The 19728-nt window shown below is 41.1% G+C and carries 13 protein-coding genes; all 13 read right to left on the reverse strand.

What is annotated here, in order from left to right; genetic code table 11:
• Positions 1-37: 37 nt before the first annotated feature.
• A complete protein-coding gene (locus tag EV681_RS03955; protein ID WP_130303329.1) occupies positions 38-3172 on the reverse strand; it encodes a non-ribosomal peptide synthetase in 3135 nt (1044 codons plus the stop codon).
• The gene (locus EV681_RS03960) at positions 3162-4892 is read right to left on the reverse strand and encodes a non-ribosomal peptide synthetase (RefSeq protein WP_130303330.1); all 1731 of its coding nucleotides are present in this window, start codon (positions 4890-4892) and stop codon (positions 3162-3164) included. The genes EV681_RS03955 and EV681_RS03960 overlap by 11 nt, the downstream gene beginning before the upstream one ends.
• On the reverse strand, positions 4885-7899 hold the full coding sequence (locus EV681_RS03965) for a non-ribosomal peptide synthetase (RefSeq protein ID WP_130303331.1): 3015 nt from the start codon (positions 7897-7899) through the stop codon (positions 4885-4887). Before EV681_RS03965 ends, EV681_RS03960 begins: the two co-directional genes overlap by 8 nt.
• A gap of 29 nt (positions 7900-7928) precedes the next feature.
• The gene (locus EV681_RS03970; protein ID WP_130303332.1) at positions 7929-8681 is read right to left on the reverse strand and encodes a thioesterase II family protein; all 753 of its coding nucleotides are present in this window, start codon (positions 8679-8681) and stop codon (positions 7929-7931) included.
• A 94-nt stretch (positions 8682-8775) separates the two neighbouring features.
• Positions 8776-9660 (reverse strand): S66 peptidase family protein, encoded by an 885-nt coding sequence (locus EV681_RS03975; protein ID WP_130303333.1) that lies wholly within the window; start codon positions 9658-9660, stop codon positions 8776-8778.
• Entirely contained in the window at positions 9650-11329 is a 1680-nt protein-coding gene (locus EV681_RS03980; RefSeq protein ID WP_130303334.1) for a condensation domain-containing protein, read from the reverse strand. The genes EV681_RS03975 and EV681_RS03980 overlap by 11 nt, the downstream gene beginning before the upstream one ends.
• Positions 11330-11332: 3 nt before the next feature.
• Entirely contained in the window at positions 11333-12463 is a 1131-nt protein-coding gene (locus EV681_RS03985; protein WP_130303335.1) for a MupA/Atu3671 family FMN-dependent luciferase-like monooxygenase, read from the reverse strand.
• A gap of 13 nt (positions 12464-12476) precedes the next feature.
• The gene (locus EV681_RS03990; protein ID WP_130303336.1) at positions 12477-12719 is read right to left on the reverse strand and encodes a phosphopantetheine-binding protein; all 243 of its coding nucleotides are present in this window, start codon (positions 12717-12719) and stop codon (positions 12477-12479) included.
• 34 nt (positions 12720-12753) lie between these two features.
• Positions 12754-13413: a purine nucleoside phosphorylase YfiH/LACC1 family protein gene (locus EV681_RS03995; RefSeq protein ID WP_165392934.1), complete on the reverse strand. Its 660-nt coding sequence runs from the start codon at positions 13411-13413 to the stop codon at positions 12754-12756.
• A gap of 1071 nt (positions 13414-14484) precedes the next feature.
• On the reverse strand, positions 14485-14844 hold the full coding sequence (locus EV681_RS04000; protein ID WP_130303338.1) for a hypothetical protein: 360 nt from the start codon (positions 14842-14844) through the stop codon (positions 14485-14487).
• Positions 14845-16262: 1418 nt separating this feature from the next.
• A complete protein-coding gene (locus tag EV681_RS04005) occupies positions 16263-18089 on the reverse strand; it encodes an AAA family ATPase (protein ID WP_130303339.1) in 1827 nt (608 codons plus the stop codon).
• Positions 18086-18577 carry an ABC-three component system middle component 2 gene (locus tag EV681_RS04010; protein WP_130303340.1) on the reverse strand — a complete coding sequence of 164 codons (492 nt, stop codon included), beginning with the start codon at positions 18575-18577 and terminating at the stop codon, positions 18086-18088. Before EV681_RS04010 ends, EV681_RS04005 begins: the two co-directional genes overlap by 4 nt.
• On the reverse strand, positions 18570-19667 hold the full coding sequence (locus tag EV681_RS04015; protein WP_130303341.1) for an ABC-three component system protein: 1098 nt from the start codon (positions 19665-19667) through the stop codon (positions 18570-18572). The genes EV681_RS04010 and EV681_RS04015 overlap by 8 nt, the downstream gene beginning before the upstream one ends.
• Positions 19668-19728 lie beyond the last annotated feature (61 nt).

A 19728-nucleotide genomic window follows, 5' to 3' on the forward strand; every position in this document is an offset into this window, starting at 1 on the left:
TGGCAAGCCATCAAGTGACCTCACCAGCACGTGGCAATTAAATAGGTGTTGTCGCCACTAATTTTTCTTGATCAGCTATAGTTGGATGATTGAATAAGTCCACGATGCTAACCTGAACGTGAAATTGACTATTTAGTTCCCTTTGTAGATCGAGCATCAATAACGAATGACCTCCTGCGTCAAAGAAGTTTAGATCGTGTTCAATTGGATCGGATAAACTTAACAATCGGCTCCAGATCGACTCTACAGAGCTGACCTCAAATGCATTTTTTTTGCTTTGCAGAGCCGACCATTGATTAAAAAAAAGTTCAGAAAGGGCTTTCTCATCAATTTTTCCTGAAGAATTGATAGGAAATTCTAATACGGCAATGAAGTGTTCCGGAATAAAGGCTTTTATCAAAGACCTCTTTAACATCTCTAGCAAAGAGCCGTTATCAAATGAGTCAGCTTCAAATGTTTTTACAAATGCCACTAACGTTTCTTTACCGTCCGGCAGCTGGAGTATCTGCAGATGACTTCCCGCAACCTGAGGGCACCGATCCAGTTCATACTCAATAGCACCCAGTTCAAGACGAACGCCTCTAAGTTTGACTTGTCGATCAAGACGCGTAATATATTCAAGCTGTCCGCTTTCATTCCAACGTACCATATCCCCGGTACGATAAGCTGCCCCATGAGAAAAGCCAGGGATGCGCACAGAAATAAATCCTCTCTGATCCTCGGTTCCAACATAGCCGATCCCAACACATTCGCCCATTAATAGCAATTCCCCTATGGATCCTCTAGGCGCCAGGCCACCCAGTTTATCTAAAACAGCGACCTGTACATTGGGGATTGGGCTGCCAATTGGAACTTTATTGCCCTGGATATGTTGATCAATCGGCTGAAAAACACAACCGATTGATGCCTCCGTCGGGCCGTACGAATTAATGATTTTAGCTTGAGGAAGAAGATTTCTAATGCGTATTGCTGTCGCAAGTGGTAGCCGTTCTGCGCCAATTATGATCCATCGAAGAACTTGTAATTTACGTTTTATCTCGGTAGAATTCTCCATTTCTGGCAGAAGACGGTTAAGCACTGAAGGGACAAAATCAATTACAGTGATTTTCTCTCTTTCAATCAGAGCAGCTAGTGCGAAAGGGTCAAAAATCTCAGTCTTAGCAGGCAACACGCACTTTCCGCCACGCGTCAACGGCCACAATATTTGCCAGACTGAGCTATCAAAAATATAGGGTGTTGTCTTTAGTGTGACTGGCGCCTCATCACCAAACATCGAAGTCATCCATGAAAAACGATTGCAAATTCCTTTGTATGGTATCGCGGCAATTTTCGGTTCGCCCGTAGTACCAGAGGTTGAAATAGCATAAATTGGCGAGTCTGGTAAAACGTCAACATAGTCAGTTTTTTCTAGATTAGTATTATAGATTTCCGAAATAGATTTAACGTTTGGTATGGATAAACTCAATCCTAGCGAAAATTTCGCATTTGTTTTTTGTGTTACTTGCTCTATCTGTTTTTTTGGCCAAGCATAATGTACCGGTACCCATGCCGCTCCAGCTAGCATAATTCCCAAGACCTCTGCAACGGGATGAGTTTTATCATCCATAACAACCAAAACAAAATCACCCGGCAAGACTTCATGCTGGAGAAGAGTTGCTGAAATGATCGCAGCTTGGTGAAAAAGCTGCTGGTATGTTAATTGTAATTGCCCCGAGAAGGCTAGTTTTTGAGGATGCTCGTTAAGGCGCGCCGCAATTGCAGGCATTATGGGGCATGTGTCTTGCTGACGCTCTTTTCCCGACAAAACATGAATCAATTCGTCTTCCTGCTTAGACGGCAGATAAGAGATTGTATTCAAACAACAAACTGGGTCAGAAAGGCAAAGTGACAATGCAACGTGCACTTGTTCTATTAGTCGATTCAGGAACGCTGGTGAAAATCGCTCCAAATCACCATCCAAGAATAGTGTTAAACCATTGGAACGATTTTCGCAAGTTAATGAGATATCGCAACTGATTGATGAAGACCACGTTTCAACCTCAGTGCACGCTGAGAGACTTCCGTGCCCCAATACGGACAAATCGTGATAGGAAACGGTCGCTTGGAATATTGGATGACGGTTAACTAATTTTTCATGGGGTAGTTTCTTTACTATTTCGTCAAAAGGAATCGCCGAAAAATCCAATCCATGAATCAATCTAGATTTCACTGACTCACACAGCTCAATAAAACTCTTATCCTCGTTTACTTCACAAAGTAATGGGATAATATTCAGAAATGGGCCAATGGCATCGAGCGTATCTATTTGATTTCGAGTAGATACGGGAACTCCAATAATTACTGTTTTGTCGTCGATGTAGCGCGACAGAACGGCTGAGAAAATTCCCGATAACACCATCGGCACAGTTAACTTATATTTATTACAAAATGCTTGTAAAGATTCTGTCTGCTCCGCCGAACATTGTATAGCTGATCTATGCAAGGAACAAGTCGACTCTGCGGAAAGATCAGGCTCGCACGGAAGATTGAGTACAGTGGGTACATTCTTTAACTCGTTCAACCAGAAGTCAATCCCGCCTTCTTTGATTTGTTGTGACTGCTCTTCCTCTACTGCTGCGGCACAACGTGAAAAGTCGTCAATTTGAAAAGAAGGACTCGTTTCATTAGCTAGACAAGATTGTTGGAAATATGCAGCATCTATTTCACGAGTGATAATACGTGCAGATGTTTCATCACAAATGATATGATGAAAAACGAAAAACAAATAATCACCATCAGAAGTCGAAATTCCAGCAATACGCCATGGCCGCTCATCAATCAAATTAAACGAGCCCCCGATCGTTGCAGGTAAATTTTCTAGCGTAATGGGATAAACAAATTTATCTTGTTCGAACCAAGGGATATCAATTTTTCCAGAGAGCGTCTGTCGAAATTCAGGCTGATAAACGTCATTAAGATAGATGCGTGTCAACAGTATTTGATGACGATAGAAAGCCTCTTGCACTATTCTACTTAGCCGTTCTCTATCGACCGTTTCTTTAAATTGAACCCCCCAAAAAATAACATTATTGTCTTTTCCTTCCATACGCTGGTGCTCAAACCAAAATCTGCTTTGCTGTCTGGTAAACGCAAACGTTTTAATCCTATCTTGGCTATTCGTATCACACCGCATGTTCAGCTCCCTTTTTTACTAGAGCAACGAACTCTCGAAGAGTAGGGTTCTGTAACAAGGCTGAAGGTCGTACTCTAATACCAATACCTTTCTGAATGCGTGAAATGACAGAAATTGCTTTTAGCGAACTACCACCAATATCAATAAACCTATCCTCTAAGTGTATCGGATGATCCAGGCCTAAATCGACCCGCCAGATATCCAATATTGTTTGCGAAAATATATCAATATCTTGTTTTTGATCAATAATATGATTCAGCTTCGGAAGAGCTGAAAAATCAATTTTCCCGTTAGGCAGATATGTAAAACTATCAACTGAAACTATACGCGACGGTATAGCTGCCTGTGGAAGTTTTTCCCCTAGAGATTCTCGAACATAGTCTTCTTGTAGCTCGCCATCCGGAAGCCGAACGTACGATACCAAGTGCTTACTGTCATTGTCTCTTTCTACAACGCACGTTACAACGTCATCAACACCGACGATATCGACCAGCAAAGAATTTATCTCTTCAAGTTCAATGCGTACACCAGAAATTTTAATTTGATTATCTTTACGACCTAAATATAGAAGATGACCATTGGATAAGCGTAAAGCAAGGTCTCCAGTATGATGCTCTACTTTTCGTCGAGTTTGTTTCAGCTTCACTATATCTGATGGACTTTGTATATATCCCATAAAAACGTTCGGACCCAACAGTACTATTTCGCCCACTTCCCCTTCAGCCGTAGTCTCAATATTGACTAGATCTACTCGCACCTCGGGAACTGGAATGCCTATTGGTAAGCTATTATGAAAAGCCTGCACACCATGAGAGAAATGAGCTTGCATGGCTAGCGTTGATTCCGATGGCCCATAACCGTTGATCAATATTGCCTCTGTACTGCAAAGGAGATTAAAGAGTTTGAGATCTGCTCTGCGAGCAACCTCTCCACCGAGAACTACAACCCGCAAATTTTCATAAGTATTTTGCTCCGTTTCCTCTCCAAATATCAGCCGAAATACGGACGGCGTTGAATGAAAAACCGTAATCAGTTCGCTACAGATAATCTGACGCAAATTTAAAGTACTATGGTCAAGAATTGTTAGCGGATATAAAGTCGCGCCGGTTAGCAATGAAGCAAAAACATCCATCAGCGCGGCATCATAACCAAAGCTAGCAACCATTATGATGCGATCGTGACTCTCTGCTTTGATACTCGCAATATAGTGCAACACATGTTGTCGTAACGCTGACTCACTCTGCGCCACACCTTTCGGAGTACCCGTCGTACCTGAGGTAAAGAGTATATAAGCTATGCCGTCGTTCGAAGGCAGCGTCTTAATCGATTTCCCTACCGATGTTGTTTCAAGTGATAGATGTTCTATGTTTATGGTAGATAGCGTCGTAGTTTGAAAACAGCTATCAACAATGACTGAGTCCGAATTTGCATTTTTACAAATTGCCTGGATTCTACCTATGGGCCAATCAGGGCTAAGGGGAATAAAAATAATTTTATTAAGTAAACACGCCATCATTGACGTAATCGCATTTATTGGATTCTGGCAGCGGATACCAATAGGTTTCTCATGTTTCCCCAGTATCGTGGATACGCTCAAAATTGCTAGGCGTAATTCGCGATAAGTAATTGAAACATTGCCATGGCGAATGGCGATATTATCTGGAAATTTTTGGCAAACATCTTCAAATAACGAAAAGATGGATTTGTTCGCGTTATTCATAAATTTCGGCTCCCTCAAAGACCATAACTGTTTCCATCAGCTTCGATACCCAATTATTAAGTAAATCATCAAGGGTATTTTGATTAAAAGCATCTTCATTTCCATCAATGAACAAGACTATCTCCTTTTCGCTATAACGAACTTGAAAATTCAATAGTGAGTGAGAGTGTTGGACATTAACCTCTGTCACCTTTGCTATCGCATCACCTGCCATATCATCGAGAGCACGGATACATCCATACATAATTGGAAGAGTATTTTTTTGATTCATTCTTTTTTGCAATTCAAGCTGCAACCAGGTAGACGAAACAGAACTGTGTCTATTAGCGTCCTTTACCGTCCGAACAACTTCTAAGAGAAACTCTTCACGACTCATTGAAGACTGATGTTGAATTAACAGAGGGACAAGATTTCCATAAAAGCCGACGCCAGTTGGCAGCTCTTCCTTATGTCTTACCGACATAATAGTGCCAATGGAAATCGCTTGCGCCCCTAACCAGTCACTCAATATTCTGGCGGCAAGAGAAAGCATAAATTCGTATAGGGTAACGTTATATTTTTGGCAAATGGATACGAGTGTTTCGTAATTCTTTCCAATAATGTGAGAGGAAGACCTAAGCGACCGGGTATCGGTTACGTTATCGATCATTAACGGCTGCAGTTTTGTAAGGAAATGAGAGTCTAATTTATTCAAATTCTTGAGCCACCATTTGCGATTATCATGTTCGTCTTGAACAGAGCGTTTTGTTTTACCAAATTCCATGACCGGAAGACGAATCCGCTCGTTGTTGGTCAAGCTCTTCCGAACAATCTCAACTAACAGGTTTAAAGAAATTTCATCAATAAGTAGATGATGAAAATTAAATATTAGTAACGTAGGGGCGCATTTATTCAGAACTACCGTTAACCGCCATAATGACGACTCTGTCGGATCAATATTTTTTTGTGAAGCACGAAGAGTGATAGCTTCTACTTCTGCACCACTAAAATCGCCGATATAATAATCTACAGCGGGCTTTTCTTCAATATAGACCCATTCGCCATCCAGCGTAGATCGACAGCGCATCAACGGCGACGAAAAAAATAAACTATTTATTAGTTTTTCAGACTTATAACTACTGCTATATGTCTCATTTACATGGATAACAAAAGCGACATTATTAGCAGGGCTATTATCAGTCAATATAGAAAGAAACAACATCTGGCGTTGAGCATCAGTAATTTCAGGAACTGTGCTTTTAATTTCACTTTCTAAGACGCCCGACGAATCTATCGTATTCAAAAAAGCAGTCAGCGCATTAACTGTATTGAACTGATAGAGTATGGATGAGGGTAAGGTTTTTCCAATTGCTCCCCCGATCAAGGAAGCAATCTTAAGCGCAGAAAGGGAATTAACTCCAAGAGAAAAAAAGTCGACATCACTATCCAAATGACTTAATCCAGTAGACCTTAAAATTATCTCCGAAATTAATGTTTCTAAACGGGTTAAAGCGACATTTTCGTTTCCAACTAGTTGAGCAGGAATATTTTCTGACCACAACCGTAGTTGTTTTCGGTTTACTTTACCGTTTGGCAGCTTAGGCAAACTTTCACGAATCTCCCAGCGCCCGGGGATCATATATAGCGGCATTTCTTCACCAATTGAGTGCCGCATAGTTTGTACATCCGTTTGACAATTAGATACCAAAACAATATATGCAACCAGTAGTGCATTTTCTTGATTCTGATGTGCAACTACGACAGCAGCCTCAAGAATATGAGGTTGATTTAACAACGTTTCCTCTATTTGCTGAAGTTCTATCCGGTGCCCTCTGATTTTGACTTGGTCATCAATGCGGCCTAAGTATTCCAAATTTCCATCAGGAAGTTGGCGTGCCATATCACCAGTTCTATAGGCTAGTATAGAGTTTTGATCGATTAAATCCAGAGTAACAAACTTCTCTTTGGTCAGGGCTGGCTGATTTATATAGCCGGCGGAAACTCCTTGTCCAGCGATATAAATCTCACCGATTTCCCCTGATGAAACCATTTTTTTTTGCTTATCAAGAATAAAAATTTGCGTTTCTCGAATTGGCTTCCCAATAGATACTTTATCCTCACCAACTTGAATTTCAGTGTATGTCGAATATGTTGTAGTTTCAGAAGGCCCATACAAGTTAACGACTCTGGCCACATTAGGAAAGCCACGGAGCGAATTGACGAGGTCTATACCTAACGGTTCACCAGCTAAGTTAACCACAAGTTTTTCTCGTGGCAATGCATTAAGGCGCAATATTTCACGCATTATAGAAGGTACTGTATTAATAAGCGTCGGCCGGGTGTCCTCAGACAACGACATTATTGAGAGTCCGTTCTCCACCAAGTAACAAGTTCCACCAGCAGCCAATGTTCCAAAAATTTCAAATATAGAAAGATCAAAACATATTGACGTACTACAAATAACACGTGACATCTCTTGCCGACTAAACGCGGTAAGCGACCATTCAATAAGATTGACGGCATTTTTGTGCTGAATCATGACTCCTTTAGGTACTCCGGTCGAGCCAGAAGTGTATATGACATAGCATATGTCAGTAGCTTTAACCGAAATTTCTGTAGGAATGGAATTATGGTTCAACTTGTCAATATCATCGATACTAAGCGACACATACCCCGGATTTTGATTTTCCGTGAGCTGATCATTATCTTGGATCAAAAATTTTAAACCCGAATCCTTAATAACAAAATCCAACCATTTGGAAGGGTATGCTGGATCCAATGGAACCCAACTACAACCAGCTCTCAGAACTCCTAACAAGATACAAAGCAATTCGGTATTACGTTTCACAGCCACACCAATCCGATCTCCAGTTGATGCACCATTTTTTATTAATAATTGCATCCACATAGTAGAGCGGGTATATAGTGCAGCATAGGTTAGCGTTATACCTTGCTCATCAACTACAGCAATCAAGTCCGGTATAGCGCTGACCTTCTTTAAAACAAACTCGTGTAAACTGTGAGACATAACGATCTCCTACAATTTGAATTGAAAATTTAGGGCAAAAAATGTTTATTTAAATATGCGTTAATAATCGAAAACATTTCATCTTTATTATTGTTAATAAAGAAATGCCCGCCTGGAAATTCGTTGAACTCTACAGTAGCAATAGTCTCTGTTACCCACTCAAAAGCTTTCGAATAATCATGAGCCTCATCATCTACTCCTGAAAGAACAAGAATAGGCACATTAATTTTCTCGCTACGTTGATAAGAAAAGCTGTCTACCAATGACAAATCTGCCTTGATCGTGGGTATAAACAACTCCATCATATCGTTATCTTTTAGAACCTGTTCTGGCGTTCCGCCGTACTCTCGTAACATAGCAATCAATGCTGCATCGGTTAGTTCTTCCTTCGTATTGGAGCTGAATTTCTCTGGTGCTTTACAGCCGGAGATAATCAAACAATTTGGTACCTGGTGCCCTTCAATATAGAGTTGACGGCAAACTAGGAACGAAAGTAGGCCTCCCAAACTATGTCCAAAAAAGGCAAACGGTTTGCTAGCACCGGCAAAAAGCGGCACCATCTCTCGTACTAAAATTTGGATATCGTCGGAGAATGCGGCTGAATAATGTGACCCACGTCCAGGAAGTTGAACTCCTATCAGGTCGAATTGTTTAGCAATATCCTTTTGCCAGTTCATAAACGATGCCACGTTTCCCCCAGCATAGGGGAACATATATAGTTGATATGGACGTTCATTGCCATTTCTACAAACAAACCATTTCTTGAAATCAATCGCATTCATACGGAGCAATACCTTACCTACTAAAAAACGAAATCAATCGTCAAATAATCATTCCAATTGGATCAATCCTTCAGATACTCACATGCAGTGATATTTATAGTTTCGTATTCATGTAAGTCAGATTCCCGTTTCTAAGAGTTGCTTTAGCACCGTACTTCCATGCTAGATTATGAGGACCATGACCAAATTCAGCGCCGAAAAATACAGGTATCGATAACGGCTCTAGTAACTTGGCCACAAGCAGCTCGACTTTCTGTTCCTCATCGCCAGAAAACGAACAATCCATAAATTCACCCAAAACAATCGCTTTAACACCCGACATAACATTCGAGAAATAGAGCTGATGAATTACTCTATCCAATCGATAAAGGGGTTCTTTGACGTCCTCAAGAAATAATATTTTATCCGTCCCATCAAATTGAAATTTCGTTCCACACAAACTCGCCATAACTGTCAAGTTTCCTCCTGCAACGGATCCCTCAATAACATGATCGCGTATTGCCAACGCATTTGCTGGGACAAATTTTCGCACTGGAATCAGGAAATCTTTAGAAATAATATCCATTACATATTTTTGGCTTTGGATATCGTTGTAGGCGCTAAGCTTTTCCACCATTGGTCCGTGGATCAATTTACGAGACCCTGTACGATAAAGGGCCTCAAGAAGAATCGTTGAGTCAGAACTTCCTATAACAATTTTCTCTGTCATAGGTATGTCAGAAAGGTGGTCCAAGCACTGTAGAAGCCCATATCCACCACGAGCTATCCAAATAACGTCACAATCAGCTTCATTAATGGCCCAGAGTAAATCTTGTATTCTGTTTTCAACTGTTCCCGCACAGTACCAATTACGAAGATTAAACTTGGGACTTTGAATTACTCGATGACCATAGGACTCAATAAAACGGACACTCTGTTGCAACAGGTCTGTATCAGCCGGACTTGATGGCGAAATAAGAGCAATTTTCTTATCGTCCATAGTTTTCAAAGCTCTCTGCCTTGTCAAAAATATTTTCTTCTACTAGTGCCGACATCAAGTCGAAACGAGTACATTGATAGATATCTTTGAGGGGTATTTGAAGTCCAAACTGTTGGTTTATTTGCCACAGTAGCCGGATCAATAGAAACGAATTACCACCCTCTAGAAAAAAGTCGTCTTTTTCTTTTATTGACTCACTTCCTAGTAATTTAGCCCAGAGAATACTTAGTTCATATTGAACACCCTTTTTTTCAATTGCCTGTGTCTCAATCGCAATTGGAGGTTTTTCAAAAACAGGGGCTTGTCGAAGCGTATTCCATTTATGTAACCCCTCCTCATTATGTATTTTATTGAAGAGTTCACCAATTCGAATATCTGGTTGACTTGTTACAAGCTTGGTGATTTGTAAAAAAATATTCTTAATTTTTTCTATTTTTTTATCAGTAAAAAGCTCTTTTTCATATTCTATAGTGCAATGAAGATATGAGTCCCAGTCAGATATATTCATCATTAGGGGGAATTTCGCTCTTCCATTATGCACATTCAAATTGGGTGAGAAATTTTCACTAATTCGAGAGTCCTTCATCATTTTACGAGGCTGATACTGAATGTACGCATTCACTGGATCGCCGATATTTTTTCTTTGGACGTATCTAGCGCGCTCGATTAACTTTTCATACGTCATAGCACGATGCTCAAATGTTTCCATAATATTGGCTTCGTTATGACGTAGCACAGAGAATGCCATATCATCAAGGGAGAAACTATGATGGATTGCCAACGTATTAATAAAGCACCCCAGTGAGCGCTTAAACTTTACTTTTTCTCGAAAGGCCGTAGCTGTGGCTATAAAAAAATTGCTTTTGTTCGAAATCAAGCCGAGCAAAAGTGCCCAGATCGTAAGTAAACCAGCGAACTCGGTGGACTGTTCGCGCCGACACCATGATCTGAATGTTGAAAGCTCATCTCCATCAATTAAAAAAGCTATTTCCCGACCAAGTCTGGAACGATCAGGATTGGGTTGTTTATCATAAGGTAACGCAATAGCTTCTAAACCTTTAGCCAGTTGTTTATCCCAGAACGCGAATAGCTTTTCTTTCTGCTGAAGAAACCTAGTGTTTTCAAATAAAACATAATCAATATAAGCAGGCGCATGCATCAAATCCCTATGCTCTCCTTGGTGCTCGATTTCGTATAGCATATCAAGCTCCGTCATCATTACATTTATTGAGTTCTGATCAGTGGCGATATGATGCGTGAGGAGTACAAGCAGATTTTGCGCTGGTGAAACAGAAACAATAAAAGCACGAAAGACAGGCCCGTTCTCGACATCTATATGAAATTGCGCGATTGCATCGGCAATATTGGCCGATTTTTCTTCATCATCTATACCTTCATACTCGAAGCAATACTCTTCGACCATCCAGTGACTTGCAGGAAAGACCTCCTGATGGACTACCCCGTTAACTATTGGGTAGCATGTGCGAAGTATGTCATGTCGCAATACCAATTTCTGCAACGCCTTAGCCAAATAATCTAGATTAATATCGGAGCCCAACTTTATCGCGAGAGTAATGTTGTAATACGGGCTTTCTGGCTCTAATTGACTCATGTACCACAAACGTTGTTGAGCAGCCGATAAATCAGCCGTTCTTTTAGGAACGACCATAACTTATACTCCTATGTGAAGCTTATGTTCAGATTCAATTTCGGCTTTAATCGCAGCCACTTCCTTAAGTGATTGCAATGCTTGTTCTGTTGGCACGCCGAAGTCAATCAAGCACGCAATTTCATCTACTCCGATTTTCATCAAATCATCTATTACCTTACGACAATGCTCCGGGGTACCAATTAATGAAGCATCACGGGTGTATCGGCGAGCAGCGTGTTCAACCAGCGCGTCCTTGTCACTATCACTAAGTTTGTTAATTTTGCTGTAATCTGCTCGGGGCGCTGCAAAATTAAGGTGTTCTTTTAGGTAGTTTTTTAATGGTTGCACACCATGCTGCTCAACATCTTTCTCATCTGAACTCACATAGGTATGCAGCATCAAAGTTACCGTACCACCTTCCTGATCAGTACAATTAGGTTGGAGACACTCCCTGTAACTCTGTATACGACTAGCTAAAGTTTTTCTATCAAGTGCTAGTAAGCTGGTGAGGATATTAGCACCTTGCCCACCAGCGTATTTAAAGCTATCTTCGCTTTCAGATGCAGTAATCCAGAGAGGCAAACTCTTCTGGTACGGGCGGGGTAGCGTTACCACTGATGTTTCTCTTTGCAACCCATCTTTACCCGTAAATGATTCGCCTCGCCAAAGCTTAAGTAGATCCGTAACATTGTTCCGAAAAATCTCACGCCTGTCCGAATAATTTTCAGGCTTTAATACAAAATCTGAGGGATGAAAACCTGGAGCAACCGACATACCAACTCTTCCGGAGGAAATGTTATCAATAACACTCCACTCCTCAGCTACATTGATAGGGTTGTGCAGAGGTAAGACTACACTGCCCGCCCGAATTCCTAAACGTTTGGTAGTAGCGGCAATTGCTGACGCGACGATAGCCGGTGACGGAAATAGTCCTCCAAAAGCATGAAAATGCCGTTCTGGTAGCCAGATTGCTTCAAACTCTGCCTCTTCAGCCAGTTTTGCCGCATTCATTACAAGGTCATAAATGCCACTTGTAGAAACTGTAGGCGCCTCACCAGAGAAGAAAAAAACGCTAAATTTTGGAATTCTATGGTTTGCACTGTTATCACTTATTGCTTGAGAAATGCTCGTCTCGTTATTTGTTTTCAACATTGCGCATAGTCCCTTACTGTTTCATGTCACAAAGAATTTCTGCTAATGCATCAGGAGTGGGATCACTCAAAAACTCTCTCAACGGAATTTTCTTTCCTGTTTGTTCGTTAATTTTTTCGATCACGTCCAAAGCGGTAAGAGAGCATCCTCCCACATTAAAAAAATCGTCGTTATTGTTTATTTCCTCGATCTCAAGTACATCAATAATTGATTTTTTTACAATATCTCGCGCCTGATTAACAGTAGTTGTGTTCATACCTTATTTCCTTAATGTGAGATAAACAGGATTTCTATTCCATAACGACAAAACTGACTTGTACTTCTTTCGTGTGGTCCCTTCTGTAACTATGATAGGTAGGTTGTATCGACGGGCTTATTGAATTAATTGAAGAGCAGACCGTACATTGATTTAAATCTTCAAAAGCGCCAATGCCGATCTCCTGCAGCTGAAAAGCAATTACAGCAGGTAGGTCCAACATTCGATATGACGGACTTAAAGTGGAGTTTGGAAGATTAAATTTTGATGAAAAATCTTTTAGCAATGTGTCCGACACTTGATAGCAACACGCCCGTGCTCCGGGACCTATAGCCGCTATCCATCCCGCCATATCATCTCCTTTAGAGCGGATTAGGTCGTTCAAACCATAAATTATCCCGTGATAGGCCCCTCTCCAGCCAACATGCAAAGCTGCTATTTCAGAACCGTCTTTTCGAGCAAAAAGAACCGGATAACAATCGGCGTTCACAAGTGTAAGTAAAATTCTTTTTTGTAATGTGTACCAACCATCGGCTTCTCCTACTGATTGATTAGTATGAAGGGCGACGGCGATTTTAGTCCCGTGAACCTGCTTTTTTGTTGGTCGTGACAACCAAAACTGGGCAGCAAAAGAAGGCAAAGGTTCGTCACGGCACCCAAAGCCATGCCGAACACCATTTATTGTATTTAACAAGGAACATTCCATTCGCGCACCTATATCGACCATCGTATTAATTACGCAATCCCATCTCAGGGACTTTGATTGAATGATCGTGACTAAAACATATCAAAAACAAAACACTGAGCTAAGGCTATCTCATCCGATACGTATACAAATTCCTACAGATACAGAGGCCATGAGCTGCTGCGATTGCGTGATATAAGTACACTTTTTAGATGAAAAGAAATTTCATCTATTACTTATTTGGAATAACCACGAGACATATAGAGAGACCAACCGACACTTTCACATTACGCTGTCATCTCGATTGATTCGGACCGGCGATTCCTAAATATTAAGAATATCGTAGCGAACAAAAATATAAAAGGCAATATATAAATGCATTATGTTTGTTTTTTTACATTAATTTATAGCAAGTAAGAGAAACGTTGATGTGTAGCTAGATGCATTGGTAATATCGCTATTGTTATCTGTTAGTATGACGACGCGATTTCATATTTAACATTCTGTTGAGTATTGAACCGTTCGAAATAAGAAAAGAATTGAGCGGCTTTCAGATAACCGTTTGCTTTTAAATTGGGATTAATATCGACAAGACAGACCAAACGGTGACCAGAGCGAAGCAGTTTCTATGCAGCACGAGCTGATGCTAATTAAGATCGATAAGAAGGTAAACAAATTGGTTACTTTATTAGTCGGATTTCTACAACGCTTTTATATTGATTTCACTTTCCGCCTATTACTGATATTAATCAAACTCATTAGCTAAGGTAGCTGCGTACTTCAAAAAGAGTATTTGGCCGTCTTTAACAATCCTGGAGTGTGATTCCCTTCCCAGGCATATTCCGACGAATATGTATTTGCTTGGCCTATTTTCAGAGACATAACAAGGTTCCGGCAAATTCGGCTTGGCGCTTTTTCACTTAATCCCGATTTACAGTCAACTTGTAATGGTTTTATTTTCGGATGAAAAAATCTCTGCAGTGGTCTGAAATCAATAGTTATTAGTATTTAATATTTATTTATAAGCATTGATTTATTCAAAATAACTTTATTATTGGTCCGTCCATAAAGCTACGAAGTTTAGAGATCATTGTTGACATTTTTTTCAAACTTCATTTTAAGAATCCATTCTATCTCTCTATGGTCACGCTCATCTAACATGAGAAATTGTTGATAGGTAATCAATTGAAAAGGCCATGGTCCGTCTTCGTGTTTTAAAGGCTTATCAAACCACCCGGTTGGTAATGACAGTTTTTTCTCGATCTGCTCGATTGTTCGCTCGGTAATCAATCTTTTACCTGGTATTCCAAGCTTATAAAGCATGTGACTGATAGAAGCAGGGTGCATTTGAACACGCTTGGCGAATTTTGATTTAAAGCCTTCACCATATTTGTCAACCAATCTCTGCAATTGAAGGCGGCGAAATTCATACTTATCCATACGGCAGATCCGAAAAGTGAGGGAAAAGCGCTTCATACCGCATCAAGAGGCGGTATGACGACAACTGTCCAAAAGATTGAATTCGAAAACAATGCATAAAAATCCATAAAACAATATGTTACAAGAAGTAAATATAAAAATGTACAAATATGTAAAAAATTCGATCGTTGTGTCGATATTGACACAAGGCACTTTACATGCAGGAAATAATGAAATTGGTCAATTGATAACAGAATCCTAGATCTATAGGATAGCAAATCGCTTGCTTTTCCCATATTATGGAAAGTATGCTGCTAATCCTGGAATTTACTCATAACGACAACGACCATTCGATGGTGTTTTAGCATCAGCCTCTTTAGGTAAGACATCAGCCCTTTGAGTGGTTGGCATCATACTAAGAGAGGTTCGCGTGTTTTTTTTAGATTGGCCCAATATTCGCATGCCTCTTCAGAAATCGGTTTAATGACGGCCAAGTCACAACAACATCATCATTTAGTGCCAGATATTCTAGAGTTTTCTATTTTAAAAATTCTTTTTTAACTAAGTATATAGCCAGAACACGGTAAAAATTTGGGGATTTTCACCAATATTGGAGAGAGGGTTATCAAAATTATTCGGAGAAAAGAAACCGTGGACATGCTACACAGGGCAGAATAAGAACCTCCGTGAATGGTCGTATCAGTTAGGTTATTTTGTTGTCTAACGCAAAAAATCTAGGATTTACGTGTGATACCATCAGGCGTTTATGTCTCTGCGATATTTCATTATCATAGTCTGCCAAGAGGCTAGTCTTCGTATAACAGGTAGCCCAGAATAGATTAGCCATGGACGAGGCTGACAGAGACAATAGATTTGAATTGTTGGTTTCTTCGTGCGTCCATATGAATGACTGGAAAACTGTCAACTTATGGCCACTATGTCCGTAGATTGTTACTCCAGTTAAGCACATAGTAGTCACGAAGTATATTTGCACTAGTTCATATGACCTGATGTGAATCCTCTTGGATTTTCATTGAAGAGGGGAAAACTCATCCTCACATGTTACCGTTAATATGCATTTTTTCTTCTTTAAAAATTAGAACAGTTTATTTTTTTACTGTGTAGCACCAACCAAAATTACAGCATTGCTTGGGGACAGCCTATTGTCACGCATCTTTACATGAGCAAGTGGCAATTCATCCCAAGAAAACACATCTGACAAGCAAGGATCGATAATACCAACATCTACCAATCTATTTGCTTCAGCTGCTTGCTTCATATATGCGGAATGTGACCCTTGAATCAACTTTTGATGCATCCAAACATAGCGAGCATCAAATGATAAAAGAAAGTTAAAAATAACTAACCTATAAACCATGCAAAATTTAAGTGAAAGACTCAGTTATACATACAAAACGTTAGTTGCTCCTTCTAAATTATCAGATAAACCCAAATCGGCCCTCATTCGGATTACTTGTGAATACTGTCATGGTGAGGCAATCTTTCATGTTCTCTGGTGGGTGCTGATTTTCTATAACTACAATCTGACTCTCTAAGCCATGGTGTTTTACTAAATAATCGTAAAATCGTTCTTTTAGGTCCGTCCCCTTAAGGGCCAGATCGTCCTCGCCTTCTGGCTTGTAATAGGCAAGTAATGGTGAATCAAGAACTATAAACCCAGGATGAGACAGACCATTTTCCTGACAATATTCAAGTAATGCTATACATACAGCAGCATGTGTGATTGCTCGTAGCCCCTTGCCGCGGCTTCCCCTAGGTTTTCCGTCAATCACAAAATCTGCAGTTAGCTTGTCAAAATGAACATTTCCGTTGCCTGGAAAACTCCACGCCTGGAGAATAGAAGATACCTTTTGAGAAAGTGAGTGTGCAATTGCATCCGGGATACCTGATTTCAAATCGCCTTTTTCCTCATTTGTATCGCCTTCATCCTGTAGTGAGCGTTTTCGGCTTTCCAATTTGTCTTTTCTTGCGAACAAATCGATAGTTTTTTGAACAACGGCACGCATTTCTACGAGTTCAGAAAATGACGCACGGATATCATTGACTTCAGGAGCAACCGTTTCCTGAATCGTCTTTTCTAGTCGTTGGTAAACTACATCTTTTTCTGCAAGTAATACCCCAAACTCATGTTCTTCGAAATTAAGATCCGTAAGAGTACCTTTCAATTCTTCTAAAAGCCTCTCAATTTTTACGATCTCGGCGATTGCAGCAACAACAATCTCACTCACATCACCTTCACAAGTCACTTCTAGATGCTGTGCGTCTGGAGGTGCGCCACAAAGAGGACAAGTGATTGCATCGACATGAGCAAACATTGAGCCGCTTTCTCTGATCGCCTCTAGGCGGTCGATATCGACGGCGTAATGTGTCTGAAGTAAATTGAATCGTACAAGTAAATCGGAAATCTCGTCTAGACGATCCAGAATGCCGTTACGCTCTTCAAGCATCTGACGCCTTTGTGCCAGCAGGCTATCAAGCTGCCGCTGTACAGCGGTTAGTGACTCTCGTTGTCCTTCAATCGAGAACTCGAGTCGACCGAGCTGAGATATAAGCTCGTCGCGAGATTCTCCCACGTCTTCGATTTCGGAGGCAAGATCCGCGAGCAACTCATCAATCAGGGCAATTTGTTCAGTATTATTAGGGCCGAGTTCAATAGCCGAGACAACAGAGGAGTCATCTACGCCAGTCAATAAGAGCTTGACCGTTGCCAATTCTGCAGTCTTCGTGGTGAACTGCCCGCTCCAGAACGGCGATCCTCTTTGTTGGATCTCGTCCTCTTGTACCAAGATAAGTCGTGCGATATTTCGAAAACTAAGGCTTTGAGTCGTTGATTTAGCACTGCTCTTTAGGATTCTTTTTCCGAGAAGTCCAATTTTATCAAGCAAAAATCCAGAAAGATTATCAGTTTTTCCTTGAGTGTGCTTGTACTTGAGCACCAGGTCATCTGAGTCTGGCTCTTTCAGATTGATTAGATTAAAATTTCCACCAGATACTGATCGGCGAAAGCGCCATATTTCACCATCACTGATACTCAGATCAAGTTCAATTTCCGCATAATTTACCAATTCAGTAATTTCTCGAAGATCCGAACCACCAAGCATATAGTCAATGGACTCGGCCAGAAAGGATTTTCCGGTGTCGGATGCTCCACAAATTACGTTGACTCCTGGAGAAAAATCTAAGAAAGCTTCATCTTTTAGCCCTCTAAACAAAATTTTCCGAAGCTGCAAATAGTTGTCGCTCATCGAAGCTTCCCAGTCGATTTGATAATTTGGAATTGGCTCGACCATTGTTGAAACAGGCGATGTGTTATCTGCCGAATGTCATCAGTTGGCACATCTTGAAACCTGCTAACAGCCCATTTTGCACGCTCTACAAGTCGGTAAGAGTAGTCCGCAGTCAGGGATGCAACGAAAGGTGCTGCCGTTTCTCCGGCAATATAGCTAAACCCGTCATGGGCCGGAATCTGCTGCACAAGACCGCGACTCATCATTAAAATCAATCCCTTTTCAATCAGACCTCGCCTTATTAAAAGCTCTCCAGCTCGCAACGGAAGTGGTACATGTAAGCTATCCGGGCCGCCAGCATCGCCGGAGTGGACAACAAGATAGTCCATTTCGACCAATCGCTGTAGATCAAATGCTATCGGAAATGAGGCAACAAGGATCGCCAGGGAACGTAATCCTGTCTCAAGCGGGCTATTGAACGGAATTGGATGCACTGAGCTAGTCATCTTCCGACATCCATTTCAAACGATCATCATTCGCCAGTTGATGACAAATTCCTTGGCGATCTTGAATTTTGACAGAAGAAATCAACGGATTTGACGTACCAGCAACCGTTGACGCTTGCACTACCGTTGCTTTCATCCTCTCGAACCCATTAGAATGAGTGCTTTCGCATACATCAATAACGCCGTGATAAATTTCGTCTTGCAATGAATCAAACGTGCCCTCGGGGACCGTGTCCCTAGCAAAATTCTTCAGCGATTCAGCATGATAGAAACGTTCGCGCTGCCGTAGATAGTCACGTTTGAGGTGATTGTAAGAATCGAGCGCGCCAGTATCAGCCAAATTCATTCCAATATGATCGCCGTAAGCATCAAGAAGCTGACGAATGTAACGACTTTCACTCCCGGTTGGCGTAATAGGCGGTGAAGCGGGATCCGGGCGAGCGGGGAGCCCACCTCCAAATCGGACTGAATGGAAGTTGGTTTTGGCATGCCCTTCAATTAGCTCAACAAGTGATCGAGATGAGAAAACTGTAAAGTCAAATGCATCAAAGTGGCTTTTTAACTCGTCACTTAGGGGTATGGAGGCCATTGAAGTGATCCCATTCAAACAGTACTTATTCCAATTCTCGATCATTTTTGCTTTAAGCTCTGCAGGCTGGTTTAATAGTTTTTCAAGGCCAGTCCCAATTCCTCGAGAACATACAAAATAGTGCTTGCGCGGGGGGGTGTACTCCCCTTTGTGCGAATAGTAGATAATTTTTCCGATTTCAACCCAAATATCTCCTGCTCGTAAAGGATGGTCATATCGCTTGCATTGATAATTATCCCACTTTTCGTCAAAGCCACGCTCGGAGCAAAATCCGGCAATATCCACCCCAAGATCTCCAGATCCACCAAATCGCCGAACTCGGGAATATTCTCCTTTCAAAGAGCTTGCCCACTCTTCCGTAAACTCTTCCCACTCATCGGGGCTGAAGAGCCGGACTCGCATAGCCTTCGGGATTGGTAAACCGTTTTGAACATGCAACGGAGATGATATCGTGACGGGAGTTTTTGGCTGGATTTGCTTGAGGTCAGAGTCGAGAATCATTTGATACTCTTCAGTTTCTTATTAAGATATGAATTTTGCTTAGGCATTGAAGTACTCGTCT

It is taken from the genome of Advenella incenata, from assembly GCF_004217095.1.
Classification (GTDB): domain Bacteria; phylum Pseudomonadota; class Gammaproteobacteria; order Burkholderiales; family Burkholderiaceae_B; genus Advenella; species Advenella incenata.